Below are 15,787 nucleotides of genomic sequence, written 5' to 3' on the forward strand. Positions count from 1 at the left end.
CTCTCGCCGTGTCACCTTCTTCTTGGTGGCATGGGCAAGAGAGGCAAAAGTCATCTGTTTGGGCATCCGCAGGCTCCAGGTTCGTTCTACCCGAGCCTATCAGATCACACCAAATTGCCGAGGTTTTTCAGAGGTTCCTTATGTATCCGAGATTAGCTAGATTGCCCCCGACCCGGGCCCCAAAACAATAGCCCGAGACCTGATAGGAAAAGGCCCCCAGATGCAGAGAATGCTCATATTCCGTCCATTTCAGGCTGGCAGGGGCTTCAATCAATGTCTCGCGGGGCAGGCTGCTGGCACGTCTGCCATTGCGGCACAACACCTCGACGCCAGCAGCCCGAAGCCGGGAATGGGGAGCAGAAACTTTGGTCACGGATTGGTCCTGTGCGGCTTTTTGATACTGGTCAGGATGTTCTGAACCAAATCTGCATCGGGTGCAAAAGGAATTGGGTGGCCATTGGCCGCGCGAGCCACGGCATCGCCCTGCGCGCCGATATCAAAGGCATAGACGGGCAGGCCGGTCGCCAGCGCCTCATGCGTGGTGTAGGAAAAGGTTTCCGGCCAGATCGACGGGATCAGCCAGCAGGTTATGCCGTAGCGCGCCACCAGATCCCCTATTTGATCAAGCTGGTAGTCGCCATGAATGGGCACCGATCGGGGCAGGGGGTATTGCGGATCGATATTACCCACCAGAACCAATGACATGTCGGGATGTGCGTTCAGGCGACGGCCTAGATCATTCAGAAGGCCCGCACCTTTCTGATAGCCGATATTGCCCAGAACCCCGATCACCGTTCGGCCCGGCGCAGGAGTGGCAAGGCGCGGCACCTCGCTCAGCAGGCTATGGGGGGCGACTACCAGCCTATCGCCTATCGCGGGATAGGCTGACAGCACCTGGGTTTTGCTATCCTCGGAGAACACGGTCACGCGGTGTGCCGCTTGCAGCAGTTTGCCCCAGTTTTTTTGCCAGGCCATCAGACTGACCGCAGACCCATCGGAGCGCCGAGAGACATGCCCCGTATCCGTCTGGCTTGCGATAACCGGACCGCGATAAACCCCATCCTGGTCTAGCAGGCAGTAGGAGGGCGACACCGGCAAAAAGTCGTGGAACAAGACCTCAATCCGGTCGCCATGCTCGGCACGGCAGAGCCCAAGGAGAATGTCGGGCAGTGTGACGGGGTCTGAATCTCCAACACCGCAGGAATAGACGATCTTCCGGCGACGCACCGGATCTAGTATGGTTTTAACATAATTCAGATTATTGGTTGTTCCTGCGATCTGCCCATCCGGCAAATGAATCTCCAGTTGGAAGCGTTCATCACCCCCAACCCGCAGAATGATCGCGCCGTGACCTTGCGCCAGATCCTCGGATATTCCACGTTGCAGAAAATGTTCGGCACCACCGCCCAGGCTATGCGCCAGATAGATAGGCACTGGCCCCCCGGCCCGTTCGGCCAGCAGCGCCACCGCCAGCGCCAGACGCGGTGAAATAAGCGGGTCGGCACGAATGAAATCCTGCACCTCACGATCAAACTGCGGGTAACGCCCCGAAATAACAGACCCGTTCTTTAGTAATAGATCCTGTTTTTCCTCTGACCCAAAGCTTTCACCACCGCGATGTTCGACAAAAAGATTACCGAGGCCGAGATGCCGCCCGCCAAGCGCGCGGGTCTTCTGGCACCAATCAACTTCTTCGCCGTATCCGCGCCCGAAAACGGGGTCGAACTCAGGCACTCGGGCCAGAAAATCCACATTCAAAGCCATGCAGAACCCGACGCCCGTGGGGGCCTCGCGGATCACGGTTTTCGGATCGAACTGGCGTGCGATGGTGTCCAGTGCTTCTGCCTCACCGGGGGTCAGGTCGCTGCGCGAACAGATCTCGGGAACCGACAGGATTTCGGCATCGTTCGACATTGGCGTGACGCTGGCGACGCTCTCATCGCGCATAACCGGTGCGATCAGGCGGCCGGCCCATCCGTCCGGCACCAGCGCATCGGAATTGAGCAGGATGACGGGATGGCCCCGCTTCAGCGCCAAAGCCAGCCCTTGGTTGACACTGCCGATGAAGCCCAGGTTTTCCGGGTTTTCCAGAAGGGTGACAGTGCCTTGCCGTGCGCTGGCCCAATCGCGCAGAAACGGGCGGACCTGACCGTCGGTCGAACAATCCTCGATCACGATCAGATGCCAGGGCAGATCGGTGTGGGTCTCGACACGGGCCAACACCTCAGCCAGCAGGTGAAAGGCGTTATAGACCGGCAGGACAATGGTTATCGGAGTGTCGGGCACCACGGCACGGGCTGGTTCCTTCGGGAAAAGACGGTCATCCATTGGCAAGGCCACGGGCGTGATATTGAGGTGCAGGCGCGCCTTTACGCGCGCGCGCCAAACCGGATCTCGGGTGACAAACCAACAGGCGATTGCTGGCAAGGCCCTGGAGCCATCGACCAGGAAGCGCAGCGGAATGGGCAAGCGGCCTGCATCCATGCCCGCCTCCGCCTCATGCCGGTGATGTGCCGCGTAGCGCACATATAATCCCCGGATACGGTTCAGCACGGATCATGCCCTTCGTCTGGGCCAACGGCCCGTTGAAATCAGTTTCCGGCCTCCGAACGGGCCGCGCGCAGATGTATCCCCGCCTTGCCTGCCTGTCCATCAACCCCTGCGCCGAAACAGGTTACCGATAGTCTGGAAGACCAGATCAAAATCGTAACAGGTGCTTTGGTTGCGTTGATAGATCAGATCGAGCCGGGCCTTGCGCGGGATGCAGAGGCGGCAATAGACGGCATCGGTTTCTGCCGGCGTGGTGCATGGTTTCAACAACCGTTCCTCGTGCTTGTGAAAGGCGATGGTGGCCAGCCCGGTGACGCCGGGGCGGCTTTTCAGCACCTGCGCGTAGATCTCCGGGAAACGTTCGACATATTCGCGCAAGGGCGGGCGGGGGCCGACGAAACTGAGATCGCCCTTGAGGATATTCCACAGCTGCGGAAATTCATCGAGCCTGCGGCGGCGCAGCCAGGCACCGGTTGGCGTGACCCGCGCCGCCTTGTCCGCACCTGAAACGCCGCTGTCATCCGCAACCACGCTCATGGTGCGAAATTTCCATAACCGAAAGCTTTGCGTCGGTGTCTTCATGCGCTCGGCCGCATAGAAGATCGGACCGCCCTCGCGCCGCCAGATCACCCAGATCAGCCACAGGATAATGGGGCCAAGGATCACCACCAGAAGGCTGGCGAAAAAGAGATCGAAAATGCGTTTGCGCACGGTCATGTCGGGGGGATTGCAGCCTCTTGATAGGCCCGCCATTCGGCCACGAGGGCGGCGGCAGTGCCCGTTGCGGGATCGGCCCGGGTAAAGCGGCTGAGGGCGTTGATGTCCAGAGCGACCTCGGCAATTGCATCAGATGGCGCGGCGCGCGGCGTCCAGGAATGACCAGCGGCATCCAGAAGTGCGCCCATCTCGACCGTGCCGGGGGAGGCGACATTGAGGATATCGGGCAGCGCCCTGCCCTGCCCCGCCGCCCGCGCCAGATCGGCCAGAACCCGCGCTAATGTGGCCGGGCCGACATAGCTGCGTCTTGGCGTGCGGCCCCCCGGGAAGCGGTCAAGCGTCAGCGCCGCCCCTGCCCTGCCCAATATCTGATCGGCCCCCGCAACATTGCCGATCCGCAGGCAGGTGACCGGGCCAGCCTCGGCCAGCACGGCCTGTTCCATCGCCCGCTTGGCGATGCCGTAAGGGGCCGCAGGCTGCACGGCGTCGCTTTCCCGGCAGGGGCCGCCCGCGCGACCATACACCGCCGCCGAAGACGCCAGAAGATGTGGCCGCCCCCCCGCGGCCCTCTGCACCGCCAGCGCCAGCGCGCTGTTCAAGCCCATATCAGCCCCCGAGACCGGCGTGATACCGGCCAGCGTCAGGATCACATCGGCGCGCGCACAGGCCGCTTTCAACCCTTCCGGGTCGTGCAGGATATCACAACCTATCCAGCCCGCGCCGGCCTCTCCGCGTGTTTGCCAAAGCGGGGAAACCCCGGCCGCATCCGCCCAGGCCCATTGCAGCATGCCGCCAATCCGACCTGTGGCCCCCAGAACCAGAATTCGCATAAAATGACCTTTCTGCACCGAAATCATTGACCCTTTGGGCGCGTCCCGTATTTTGCGTCAAAACAGGGCAGCCCTTCAATATACAGCGAGCGTATGGACACGATGACACGATTTGCGCGGATGAGTGGATTCCTGGGTCTGTGTCTTCTTCTGGCGGCCTGTTCGCTGCCCCGCGGTGCCGGGATGGAACGCGAAATCATCGGACGCGCTGATAATGCCGAAGCCGATTTCGCTGTCTACCCTGTCAGCCGCGCCTTTCTGCCAACACTTGCCGAATGGCCCGTCACCGGCGAACCTGATCTGAACTGGATCACCGCCAGCGCCGGATCGCGCAGCCAGGTCATTGCCCCCGGCGACATGGTCTCGATCTCGATCTGGGACAGCAACGACAACTCACTCTTGACCTCTGCCGAACAGCGCGTCGTGGCGCTGGAGGAAATGCGTGTCAGCGCCGATGGCACGATCTTCATGCCCTATATCGGCAATCAGCGCGTTTCCGGCATGAGCCCACAGGCCGCGCGGGCGCGGTTGCAGCGCGAACTGGAGGCGATCGTGCCATCGGCACAGGTGCAGCTTTCGATGGCGGCAGGGCGGGGAAATTCGGTTGATCTGGTCGGTGGCGTATCTTCGCCCGGATCCTATCCGATGCCCGACCGGGCCTATACCGTTCTCAGCCTGATCTCGGAAGGCGGCGGTGTGCGCGCCGATCTGAACAATCCGCAGATCCGGTTGATGCGTCAGGGCAATCTCTTCGGCACCTCGATCACCCGGCTGTACTCCGAGCCGCAGCTGGACACACTCCTGGTCGGCGGCGACCGGGTGATCATCGAGGGCGACCGGCGCTATTTCCTGTCGCTCGGTGCTGCCGGTCGTCAGGATCAGCACCCGTTCGAGCAGGATATCGTGACAGCCCTTGATGCGATGGCGATCATCGGCGGCGTCAATTCCAGCCGCGCCGATCCCGAAGGCATCCTGATCCTGCGTGAATACCCGGCCAGCGCCCTGCGCGCGGGCGCACCGGGGCCACGTCAGGAACGCGTGGTCTTTACGCTCGATCTGACCACTTCGGACGGTCTTTTCTCGGCGGGTAATTTCCGCATCCATTCCGGCGATCTGGTGCTGGCCACCGAAAGCCCGGTCAATTCGGCGCAGACAATCTTTGGCCTGATCGGCAGCGCCTTCGGGCTGGCCCGCAGCGTCGGCAGCCTCTGACGCATCACGCGCCCGGCAAGGCAATCGGGCGCACCTGCGGGGCCAGCGCATTGATACGGTCGATATGCACCGCCAGGCAGCGGGTCAGAAAATCGTAGTTTTCAACGACATGCGCGCGCGCGGAACGCCCCAGATGGGCGTAATCTTCGGGGGTGGCCAGAACCTCGGCAACCTGGGCCGCCAGGGCTTCGGGGTTGAAAAAATCGACCAGCAACCCGGTTTTCCCATGCGTCATCGCCTCACGCACCGGGGCCACGTCTGAGGCCACGATGGTGGCCCCCATCGACATCGCCTCCAACAGGGACCAGGACAGCACAAAAGGCACGGTCAGGTAGATGTGGCAGCGGCTGATCTGGATGATCTTCTGGTAATCGGCATAGGGCACCCGGCCCAGAAAATGCACCCGGGACCAATCTACGGAGGCACCAACCTCGCGCTCCATCTGGGCCCGATAGCCGCCTTCCGCGTCGCTTTTCTTGCCATATGAGGTCTCGTTGCCGCCGATGATCAGCGCCCGCGCATTCGGTCGCGCCTCAAGGATATGGGGCAGCGCGCGCATGAAGATGTGAAAGCCGCGCGTCGGTTCCATGTTGCGCGCCATATAGGTAAAAATCTCATCGCCGCGGGTGACGGCGCGGCCCAGGCGATCCAGCATCACCGAGGCACCCGGATTGGGGCGCAGCAGGTCGCTGCGGATACCGTCATGGCAGGTATAGATCTTGGAGTGGAAGCTTTCGGGATAGGTGTCTCGCTGCCACAGCGTCGGCGACTGGCCCAGATCGACGGTTTCCAGATTGATGAAATTCACCGCGTTGCGGGCATGCATGATGAAGGGGATATGCGGGCTGGCGGGAAATTCCGGGTCGAACCCCACCGATCCGCCCTTGGCCAGAAAATAATATTCAAAGAACCCGATCACCGGCACATCGGGCCAGACGATCTTGGTGAAGGTCAGCTCGCCCCATCCGACATGGCCGAGGATGACATCGGGTTTGAAGCCGTCCTTGTCGAGTGCCTGACACGCCAGCGCGGCACCATAGCCAGAGCCTGCGCACTCCTCCCAATAGCGCGACAGCCCATAGGCATCCTCGGCCGGGCGGTGATGCGGGCTGTAGCGGATGATCCTGACGCCAGGCACCTCCGGCACGCCCTTGCGTTGGGTCAGAAACACGATCTCGTGGCCGCCCTGGGCAATCAGCCAGTGCAGGATTTCCCGGTATTGGCCGGGATAGTTCTGGTGGATGAAGAGCAGTTTCATTTCGGCATTTGCCTGTCACCGCACATCATCGCAAAAGCCCCAGAAGATATTGGCCATAGCTGCTTTTGCCGAACAATAACGCCCGGGTTTCCAAATCACGGCCAGTGATCCAGCCCTGATCAAAGGCGATCTCATCGGGGCTGCCCACCTGCAAGCCTTGTCTGGATTCCAACGTGCGCACAAAATTTCCAGCATCCAGAAGACTGCCATGGGTGCCGGTATCGAGCCAGGCATAGCCGCGCCCCATGGTCTGCACCGCAAGGCTGCCCTCGGTCAGGTAGGTTTGCAGAAGGTCCGTAATCTCAACCTCACCGCGTGCCGAAGGGGTCAGGCCGCGCGCCCGGTCCGGCGCTGTTGCGTCAAGAAAATAAAGCCCTGTCACGGCATAGTTCGAGGGTGGATTTGCAGGCTTTTCTATGATTGCCCGCGCATTGCCCGCGCCATCAAATTCAACGACGCCATAGCGTTCGGGATCTGCCACATGGTAGCCGAACACCGTGCCGCCTGCGGGCTGATGATCGGCCTTGGCCATCAATTCAGGCAACCCGTGGCCAAAGAAGATATTATCACCCAGAACCATGGCCGACGGGTGACCAGCCAGAAAGTCTTCGGCCAGCAGATAGGCCTGTGCCAGGCCCTCAGGGGCGGGCTGCACAATATAGGTCAGGTCAATCCCCCATTGGCCGCCATCGCCAAGCGTGCGCTGGAATTGTTCCTGATCATGCGGCGTGGTGATAACGGCAATCTCGCGGATGCCCGCCAGCATCAGCACCGACAGGGGATAATAGACCATCGGTTTGTCATAGATCGGCAGCAACTGTTTTGAGACGCCAAGCGTGATCGGATGCAGCCGTGTGCCGGATCCGCCCGCCAGAATGATGCCCTTGCGTGTGATCATGTATCCTGCGCCTTAATCTCTGTCAGCACCCGTGCCAGCCCCTCTCGCCAATTGGGGCGGGCAAGGCCAAAGACGCGGAACGTATCGCTACAGTCTAGCCGGGAATTGGCCGGTCGTAAGGCAGGCGTCGGGTATTGCGATGACGCGATATCGGTGACGGTGCAGGCGATCCCGGCCTGGGCAAAGATTTCGCGCGCGAAACCAGCCCAGGACATATCCGGGGCACCAGTAAAATGATAGGTGCCGGATTTGGCCGGATCTTGCGCCAATTGCTCTGCAACAGAGACACATGCAGCCGCGATTTCAGCCGCCGCCGTCGGGCCGCCGATCTGATCGGATACGATGTTCAGCGCGTCGCGCTCTGCCCCAAGCCGCAGCATGGTTTTCACGAAATTCGCGCCATGGGCCGAGAACACCCAAGAGGTCCGCAGGATGGCGTGAACCCCTCCTGCCCCGCGCACGGCCCGTTCACCGGCCAGCTTCGTGCGCCCATAAGCGCCAAGCGGGCCGGTCGCAGCATCCGTGGCAAATGCCCCCTCACCCGCCCCGTCAAAAACGTAATCGGTCGAGATGTGAACGAGCGGGATGTCCAGCGCCGCGCAGGCTTGGGCCATCGCACCGGGGGCCGCGCCATTGACCAGCATTGCGGTTGCTTCATCGCTTTCGGCGGCATCAACGCCGGTATAGGCGGCCGCGTTGATCACCATTGTCGGTTTATGATTGTGGATAGCGGCGGCGCAGGCCTTGGGGTCGGTCAGGTCAGCGACCTCCCGATCAAGCGCCGTGACATCGGAAAAACGCTGCAATTCCCGCGCCACCTGGCCGGTCTTGCCAAACACGAGGATCATGCGCCCGTTCCCAACCGTTGCCCGACACCGTCGCGCGCCTGCAATGCACGCCACCAGCCCTCATTCTCAAGATACCAACGGATGGTCTTTTCCAAGCCCTCCTCCAGCGTCACGGAAGGCCGCCAACCCAGTTCCGTAGCAATACGTGTGGGGTCGATGGCATAGCGCAAATCATGGCCGGGGCGGTCCTCCACAAAGGCGATTTGGCTTGCATAGGGTCTGTTTTGGGGCCTTTCCCGATCCAGAATGGCGCAGATCATCTGCACGATCTCGATATTCTTCGCCTCATTCTCGCCGCCGATATTGTAAGACCGGCCAATCGCGCCCTTTTTCAACACGCAGAGCAGCGCATCGGCGTGATCCTCGACATAGAGCCAGTCACGCACATTCTGCCCCTTGCCATAGATCGGGATAGGATCGCCCGCCAGCGCGCGCAGGATGACCACCGGCACCAGCTTTTCGGGGAAGTGATAGGGCCCGTAATTGTTCGAGCAATTGCTCAGCAGAACCGGCAGCCCGTAGGTTCCCCCCCAGGCGCGCACCAGATGATCGCTGGCGGCTTTTGACGCCGAATAGGGGCTGCGGGGGTCGTAAGGGGTTTCCTCGGTGAACTGGCCTTCCGGGCCAAGGCTGCCAAAGACCTCATCGGTGGAGATATGGTGGAACCGGAAGTTTTCCGGCCGCCCCTGCCCCGCCCAATAGGCGCGCGCCGCCTCCAGCATATTATAGGTGCCAGTGATATTGGTCTCGATGAAATCGCCCGGCCCGTCGATGGACCTGTCAACATGCGATTCCGCGGCCAGATGCATGATGGCATCGGGTTTGTGACGCTCAAAAACAGTGTCCAATGCCGGGCGATTGCGGATATCGACATGCTCAAACGCATAAAGCGGGCTATCCGCGACACAGGCCACATTCTCAAGACAGGCAGCATAGGTCAGCGCATCAAGGTTGATCACCTGATGACCGCGCGCCACCGCCAGACGCACCACCGCCGAGCCAATGAAACCCGCGCCACCGGTTACGAGAAGCTTCATATCAGGCCCCTTCCCAGGCAAACGGGCTGTCGAAATCCCTGAACAATGGGGCCGCGGCATCCTTGTCGGACAGCACCGGGGTCACATCGCCCATATCCCAGTCGATCTCGATGTCAGGATCATCAAACCGCACCGCGCCATCGCTTTCAGGCGCATAATAATCAGTGCATTTGTAAATGATCTCGGTATCGGGTTCCCGCGTGACAAACCCGTGCAGGAACCCCGCCGGGATCAGCGCCTGTTTGCCGTTCTCAAAACTCAGCTCCACACCGAACCACTGGCCATAGGTGGGGGAGGTTTTGCGAATATCGACCGCCACATCAAAAAGCCGTCCCCGCCCGCAGCGCACCAGCTTGGCCTGTGCGTTGGGCGGGGCCTGGAAATGCAGCCCGCGCACCGTGCCGGCCTGTGCAGACAGCGAATGATTGTCCTGCACGAAATCGAAATGCAGCCCTTGGTCGGCCAAGGCCCGTTTATTCCAGCTTTCACAGAAAAACCCGCGCGCATCGCCGAAACGGCGGGGTGTCAGGATTTTGACACCATCAAGAGGGGTATCTTCGATCAGCACGGGACCCTCCGGAATCTTTGGATTAAGGTTTCGCATTGCTTATCAAACCCATCTCAGAACGTCACGAGCGCCGAAAGGCGCAACAGAAAGTGGAGAACCCGATAGAAAGGCCGGGTCTTCTTACTTCCGTTTCGCATGTGCGGGATCGGAGTGAAGCGGTCTTTCTACGGCCGCTGGAGAGTTCCGGCTTCGATAGACCTGCACCCGTTCATCGCGTCACTGATTCGCCCTAGAATCGCGCAACCCGTCGCGCCCCTTGCCGCCGGTCATCGCCAGAGACCGGCACCAGGCGGGCTGCTACCCCCGCGCCACGCGTTGTTTCACCCAGGCCAGAAACGCCTTTTGCGGCGCGGTCAGGCGGGGGCGGCCGGAGCTGTCCCAAAACCCCCGCCATTCGGCTTCCAACGCATAGACATCCCATCCCGGGGCCAGGGCGCGGGCTGCGTCCAGCGTCTCGGGGCTAAGCGCGGGGGCTGCACGGGCTGACCCCTCCACCACCGCATCGCGCAGGGAAAACCGGATCATGTCGCCGGGCTCCTCTACCATCTCGTAATCGGGCAGGTGGGCCGCCGCGATCATGTCACGCAGCATCTTGCGAAAGACCCGCCGGGGGCTGGCGGAGCCTGATTTCTTGAGCAGCAGATCGACCGAGATCCGCCAGCTTTCCTGGCGCCCGCAATGTTTGCGTGCGATTTCATAGATCCGGCGTTCCAGAGGTTTTCTGAGGCGAAAGTAATCCCGGCTCAGCGTCAGCACCGATTTTGCCATGACCGCGCGAAAGAGCCATTCCGAAAGCGTCACCGCGACGCTGACCATGCGCCCGCCCCTTGCATGGCGCACGATCTCCCAGCTCTCAATGAGGCCGAAACCGCTTGTCACCTCATGGGGGCCGGTTTCAATATTGGTGGTGATGCGGGTGCCCGCCAGCCGTTCGAACGCCTCCTTGAGGCGCCGATAGGCGTCACCGGAGGTCTCCCGGTTGGTGGCGACCAGAAGATCATGGGCCCGCAGATGCAAGCGGCGGCTGACGGATTTTCCCGCATTCAACCCCGCCATCAGCTGGCTGATGCAATAGATCAGGATGTCCTTGTCATGGATCGTGGCCAGCCCCTTGACCGACGGCGTCACCTCGATCTGAACATCATTATGGGCATAGCGCAGGATACGACGGTCAGGCCGGGTGGAAAGCGAGAAAATCGGGTGCTCCATCGTCGCCATGTCATCCTTGGGGATGGCATCGAAGACATCGCAGAGGAAGAAATCCCCCTGACGGTGGCGATCGGGCAAAAGCGGCCCTGCATTAGCGATGGATCTGGGCACTGCCGCGTCTCACGTTTATCGTGGTTTTGTTAACACCCACCCTAGAGTTATCCACAGGAGGCGTCCAGCGCAGCCATCGGGGGTTTGGAATCGGAGGAGCGGGGGTTCGGAGTCACCTTATCGGGGGTTCGGAATCGCATAGGGTTTCAGAAACACCCAAAAAAGCCGCAAAAAGAATGCCTTGCCAAAAGCTGTAAGGTGCTTAACACATATATAACACGTATATAACACCGCGGTTTTTTTACACGTCTCAATGATTTCAACCTCAGCCACCTGAATCTGCTGAGAAATGCCAGACCATATGCGGCTTTTCCTTCCATGTGACGCCTTTTCGCGTATATTGAAGAAAACACGGCATATGGGGCTGCGAGCATGGCGAAGGATGGCAGGGGCCTACCCCCCTATTTCAATATTGATCCCGATGCGGCATTGGCCGATCTCGACGGGCCCCTTTCAACGGCCGGGTTTGCGCAGATCGCACGGGCCTGTGCCCAGGGCCGATCCGATCTTGCGTCGCGCGGCATGAATGAAGATGGCCGCAAAACCTTGCGGTTGTTTTCAACCTGGGAAATCACCCGTTACCTCATCCCTGTGGCGCAGGCCCATTTCCGACGCGTGCTGAAACTGCACCCAGACCTGCCACAGGGCCAGTCAGAGACCGAAGGCGGCGCAAAGTGGTTCACCCTCGATGAAGTGCTGCGCCTGCGCGCGCATTTCGCCTCGGAAGGCTCCAAGGCCAAGGAATACCGCCCCTACCGGCCTGAAGGATTGGAGGCCAAACTGGTGGCCGTCGCCAATTTCAAGGGCGGGGTTGGCAAGACCTCGACCGCCGCGCATCTGGCGATGTCGGCGGCGCTGGACGGCTACAAGGTGCTGGTGATTGACCTCGACAGTCAGGGGTCGATGACCTCAATCTTTGGCGGCAAGGTTGAAGATGAATGGCAAACCGTTTTCCCGCTGCTGGCGCGTCACTACGCCACCTATCTGCGGGCCGAGAACCAGCGCCGGCAGGATCGTGGCGAAACCCCGCAACCCCTTGATGAGACCCTGTCCGAGGCTCTTACTATCACATCCCAGGATGTGATCCAGGCAACCCATTGGCCCAATATCGACCTCATCGGTGCGCAGCTCAATCTCTACTGGGCCGAGTTCCAGATCCCGGTCTGGCGGATGGCCGGGCGCGGCTGGAAGCTCTGGGATGCGCTGACCGATACGCTTGCTGCCGATGGGGTGCTGGACGCCTATGATCTTATCTTCATCGACACGCCCCCTGCGCTTGGGTATCTCACCATCAACGGGCTGGCGGCTGCCGATATCCTGCTGGTCCCGCTTGGGGCCTCATTTCTGGAGTTTGACAGCACCGGACGCTTCTTCGACATGCTGCATTCCACCTTCGCCTCGATCGAGGAGGGTGAGAACATGGCCGCCCGCGCCCTTGGCCGTGATGAGATGGCGTTTCAATGGGACGCGGTGCGCGCTGTGATCACAAGGTACGATGACAGCCAGCAGGCCGAGCTTGGTGCCTTGATGCAGGCCTATCTGGGCCGAACCCTCAGCCCGCACCGGCAGGGGTTCACGGCGCTGATTGGTCAGGCGGGCGAACAGGTCTCGGGTATCTATGAGGCCGATTACCGCGATTTCAACCGCGAAACCTATGTCCGTGGGCGCGAGACCTTTGACGCCACCTATGCCGCATTCAAACGGTTGCTTCTGGGCATCTGGCGGCGCGAGGAACTGGCAGCAGAAGAAGCGAAAGCAGGGGCTGCGTAGCAATAAAACAGTCTCTAACAGGCGTTTTAGAGACTGAACTTAATGGAGAGCATCATGGCAAAGCGCAAACGTCTGACCCCGGCAAGGATCGGTTTGTGGGAGGAGGATGCCCCGATCTCAACGCCGCCCATCGCGCATGTAACGGGCGATGCCTCCACCATCTCCGCGCTTCAGGAAGTTACCGCCGAGATGGCCCGTGCCCGCGCCGAAGGGCGATTGGTTCAAGCCCTGCCGCTTGCCAGCATTGATGAGGGTTATCTGGTTCGCGACCGGATCCTGGCCGATGATGATGATCTGAAAGCGCTGATCGACAGCCTGCGCGCACGCGGCCAGCAGACCCCCATCGAGGTCGTGGCGCTGGAGGATGGGCGCTATGGCCTGATCTCTGGCTGGCGTCGTCTGGCGGCCTTGCGCAGGCTGCATGTTGAAACCGGAGAAGAGTCTTTTTCCCTTATTCAGGCTCTGTTGCGAACTCCTGAAACTTCGGCTGATGCCTATTTGGCGATGGTCGAGGAAAACGAAATCCGGGTTGGCCTGACCTATTTCGAGCGTGCGAGAATTGCCCTGAAGGCGGTGGAACAAGGCGTGTTTGCTGATCGGCGCGCAGCGTTGCAGGGGCTGTTTGGCTCCGCCTCACGCGCGCGGCGCTCCAAGATCGGGTCTTTCATGCCGGTCGTGGCGGCGCTCGATGGGGTCTTGCGCTTTCCAGCATCTCTGACCGAGCGCCTGGGGCTGCGGCTTGCCAAGGCGATGGAAGGGTCTGAACTCCTTGCAGAGAGACTGAGACTGACCCTTATATCCGCCGCCCCTGACAGCATCGAGGCCGAACAGGCGCTGATTTCCAAAGCCCTGGCCCCTGCCCCGAAACCATGTGGCAACCGGCCCGGAATGCGTGAGTTGCGCCCCGGCCTGTCGGTGCGTGAAACGGCCTCTGGTGTGACCATCAGCGGTGCCGCGCTGACCCCGGACCTGAAGGCGCGGCTGCTGGCCTGGCTGGAAGACCCGCGTTGAAAATGTTTCGCGTGCGAAACGGGGGGGAGCGTTTCGCACGCGAAACATTTCCCCCCTGCCCTTCCCGTCGCTGATCCGTTAAGGGGTGCCCCCATGAGTAATTCTGCTGCTGACATGATCCGAGACACGGCCGCCCGCGTGCTGCGCATCGAAGGTGAGGCGTTGATGCACATGGCCGAGGCCCTGCCCGAGGATTTCGCCGCCGCGGTCGAGGCCGTGTTGTCGGTCAAGGGCCGCGTGATCCTGTCGGGGATCGGGAAATCCGGCCATATCGCGCGCAAGATCAGCTCCACTTTTGCCTCCACCGGCACTCCCTCGACCTTCGTGCATCCGGCTGAGGCCAGCCATGGTGATCTGGGCATGATCATGCCGGATGATCTGTGCATTCTGATCTCCAATTCCGGCGAAACCGCCGAGCTGAAGGACGTGGTGGCCCATGTCGCGCGCTTCTCGATCCCGATGATTGGCATCTCGGGCAAGCCTGACAGCACGTTGATGCGCGCCGCGGATCTGTGCCTGACCTTGCCGGAAGCACCCGAGGCCTGCACCATCGGCATGGTGCCCACCACATCGACCACGCTGACCCTGGCGCTTGGCGATGCGCTGGCCGTCGCCGTGATGGAACGGCGCGGGTTTCTGGCCGAACATTTTCGCACCTTCCACCCAGGGGGCAAACTGGGTGCGCAGCTGTCGAAAGTGTCCCAGCTGATGCATGAGGGTGCCGCATTGCCGCTGGTCAGCCCCGATCAGGTCATGCCCGAGACGCTGTTGGTGATGAGCGAGAAGAGCTTCGGCATCGCCGGCGTGGTCGATCAGGGCTGCCTGGTCGGTGTGATCTCGGATGGTGACTTGCGCCGCAACATGGCCGATCTGATGAGCAAGCGGGCAGGGCAGGTGGCCACGAAAACCCCGCGCACGACGCGGCCCGACATGCTGGCCGTCGAGGCGCTGGCCGTGATGTCGGAAAACAAGATCACCGCGCTGTTCGTGGTAGACGGGCAGGGCGCGCCCGTGGGGCTGCTGCATCTGCACGACTGCCTGCGGGCCGGTATCGTTTAAAGCGCCGAACTTTTAACCTGACCCATATCCTGCCTCACAGAAGAAGTTTCAGCATTCGTCTGGCGTGAAGAGGTCGCAGGTTTCGGCGAGTGCGTCGAACATCTGGTCAAATGTTCTGGCTCCGATCCTTCGAAGGTGGGCTTTGAGAAGGCTGGCAGGTGTGTCAGAGAATGGGGTCAGGACCCATTAGGGCCTGTGGACATTCATCTTGATGCGATGAACGCCGCGACAAGGTTCCAGTTGGCAGCGTAGCTGTTATCGGTTTTATCGTAACGCGTTGCGATACCACGAAAATCCTTGATTTTGGAGGAGTAGTTTTCAACCAAATTCCGCCAGCAATAGGCCTCCTCATCGTATTCTCGCTGCACAATCCGGTTCGATTCCGGCGGGATATCGGCGGTTGCGCCCCGGTCGATCAACTCCTCCAGCAGCCAGTTTGCGTCAAACGCTTTATCCGCCAGCAAAGGGGCGAATGACACGCCCTTGATCAGCGGGGCCTCGCCCTTCATGTCATGCGCCTGTCCCGGCAGCAGCAGGAAACGTACAAGATTACCAAGCGCGTCCACCAGCGCCACGATCTTGTTGGTCAACCGGCCGCGCGAGCGCCCTATGGACTGATTTCGAGTCCGCCTTTTGCGCCTGTTGCCTTTTTATGAACTGATACAATGGTGCCATCCACTACCCGGCAGGCGATGCGGGCATCGCCGAG

Annotated in this window: 13 protein-coding genes and 2 pseudogenes; 4 read left to right on the forward strand and 11 right to left on the reverse strand. The window is 60.9% G+C overall.

Features of this window, described 5'->3' with window-relative positions; all coding sequences use genetic code 11:
• Positions 1-369 precede the first annotated feature (369 nt).
• The 3 genes from ACW8PS_RS12490 to ACW8PS_RS12500 form a co-directional block, all read right to left on the reverse strand.
• Positions 370-2,553 (reverse strand): glycosyltransferase, encoded by a 2,184-nt coding sequence (locus tag ACW8PS_RS12490; RefSeq protein WP_491527782.1) that lies wholly within the window; start codon positions 2,551-2,553, stop codon positions 370-372.
• Positions 2,554-2,652: 99 nt separating this feature from the next.
• A complete protein-coding gene (locus tag ACW8PS_RS12495; protein ID WP_491527783.1) occupies positions 2,653-3,267 on the reverse strand; it encodes a sugar transferase in 615 nt (204 codons plus the stop codon).
• The gene (locus ACW8PS_RS12500; RefSeq protein WP_491527784.1) at positions 3,264-4,097 is read right to left on the reverse strand and encodes an NAD-dependent epimerase/dehydratase family protein; all 834 of its coding nucleotides are present in this window, start codon (positions 4,095-4,097) and stop codon (positions 3,264-3,266) included. Before ACW8PS_RS12500 ends, ACW8PS_RS12495 begins: the two co-directional genes overlap by 4 nt.
• 120 nt (positions 4,098-4,217) lie before the next feature.
• Here ACW8PS_RS12500 and ACW8PS_RS12505 point away from each other — a divergent pair, with 120 nt between their 5' ends.
• Positions 4,218-5,309 (forward strand): polysaccharide biosynthesis/export family protein, encoded by a 1,092-nt coding sequence (locus tag ACW8PS_RS12505; protein WP_491527785.1) that lies wholly within the window; start codon positions 4,218-4,220, stop codon positions 5,307-5,309.
• Between the two features lie 4 nt (positions 5,310-5,313).
• Here the strand turns inward: ACW8PS_RS12505 and ACW8PS_RS12510 are convergent, their stop codons facing one another.
• From ACW8PS_RS12510 to ACW8PS_RS12535, 6 genes are all read right to left on the reverse strand, one after another.
• On the reverse strand, positions 5,314-6,567 hold the full coding sequence (locus tag ACW8PS_RS12510; protein ID WP_491527786.1) for a glycosyltransferase family 4 protein: 1,254 nt from the start codon (positions 6,565-6,567) through the stop codon (positions 5,314-5,316).
• Positions 6,568-6,592: 25 nt separating this feature from the next.
• Entirely contained in the window at positions 6,593-7,465 is an 873-nt protein-coding gene (rfbA, locus tag ACW8PS_RS12515) for a glucose-1-phosphate thymidylyltransferase RfbA (RefSeq protein WP_491527787.1), read from the reverse strand.
• Positions 7,462-8,313 carry a dTDP-4-dehydrorhamnose reductase gene (gene rfbD, locus ACW8PS_RS12520; RefSeq protein WP_491527788.1) on the reverse strand — a complete coding sequence of 284 codons (852 nt, stop codon included), beginning with the start codon at positions 8,311-8,313 and terminating at the stop codon, positions 7,462-7,464. The genes rfbA and rfbD overlap by 4 nt, the downstream gene beginning before the upstream one ends.
• Positions 8,310-9,350 carry a dTDP-glucose 4,6-dehydratase gene (gene rfbB, locus ACW8PS_RS12525; protein ID WP_491527789.1) on the reverse strand — a complete coding sequence of 347 codons (1,041 nt, stop codon included), beginning with the start codon at positions 9,348-9,350 and terminating at the stop codon, positions 8,310-8,312. Before rfbB ends, rfbD begins: the two co-directional genes overlap by 4 nt.
• A 1-nt stretch (position 9,351) precedes the next feature.
• Positions 9,352-9,918, reverse strand: a complete 567-nt coding sequence (gene rfbC / locus ACW8PS_RS12530; protein ID WP_491527790.1) for a dTDP-4-dehydrorhamnose 3,5-epimerase — start codon at positions 9,916-9,918, stop codon at positions 9,352-9,354.
• Between the two features lie 297 nt (positions 9,919-10,215).
• Entirely contained in the window at positions 10,216-11,205 is a 990-nt protein-coding gene (locus ACW8PS_RS12535) for a replication initiator protein A (RefSeq protein ID WP_491527791.1), read from the reverse strand.
• Positions 11,206-11,610: 405 nt separating this feature from the next.
• On the opposite strand from ACW8PS_RS12535, the gene ACW8PS_RS12540 reads away from it, so the two are divergent.
• The 3 genes from ACW8PS_RS12540 (at position 11,611) to ACW8PS_RS12550 (ending at position 15,078) form a co-directional block, all read left to right on the forward strand.
• The gene (locus tag ACW8PS_RS12540; protein ID WP_491527792.1) at positions 11,611-13,008 is read left to right on the forward strand and encodes an AAA family ATPase; all 1,398 of its coding nucleotides are present in this window, start codon (positions 11,611-11,613) and stop codon (positions 13,006-13,008) included.
• Between the two features lie 54 nt (positions 13,009-13,062).
• Complete coding sequence (locus ACW8PS_RS12545; RefSeq protein WP_491527793.1) at positions 13,063-14,019, forward strand: ParB N-terminal domain-containing protein; 957 nt, start codon at positions 13,063-13,065, stop codon at positions 14,017-14,019.
• 93 nt (positions 14,020-14,112) lie between these two features.
• On the forward strand, positions 14,113-15,078 hold the full coding sequence (locus tag ACW8PS_RS12550) for a KpsF/GutQ family sugar-phosphate isomerase (protein ID WP_491527794.1): 966 nt from the start codon (positions 14,113-14,115) through the stop codon (positions 15,076-15,078).
• Between the two features lie 48 nt (positions 15,079-15,126).
• Here the strand turns inward: ACW8PS_RS12550 and ACW8PS_RS12555 are convergent.
• A pseudogene (locus ACW8PS_RS12555) lies at positions 15,127-15,231 on the reverse strand (IS630-like element ISSpo6 family transposase); the annotation flags it as partial.
• A 50-nt stretch (positions 15,232-15,281) separates the two neighbouring features.
• Positions 15,282-15,713 (reverse strand): annotated as a pseudogene (locus tag ACW8PS_RS12560) (IS5 family transposase); the annotation flags it as partial.
• Positions 15,714-15,787: the final 74 nt, after the last annotated feature.

It is taken from the genome of Alterinioella sp., assembly GCF_058343375.1.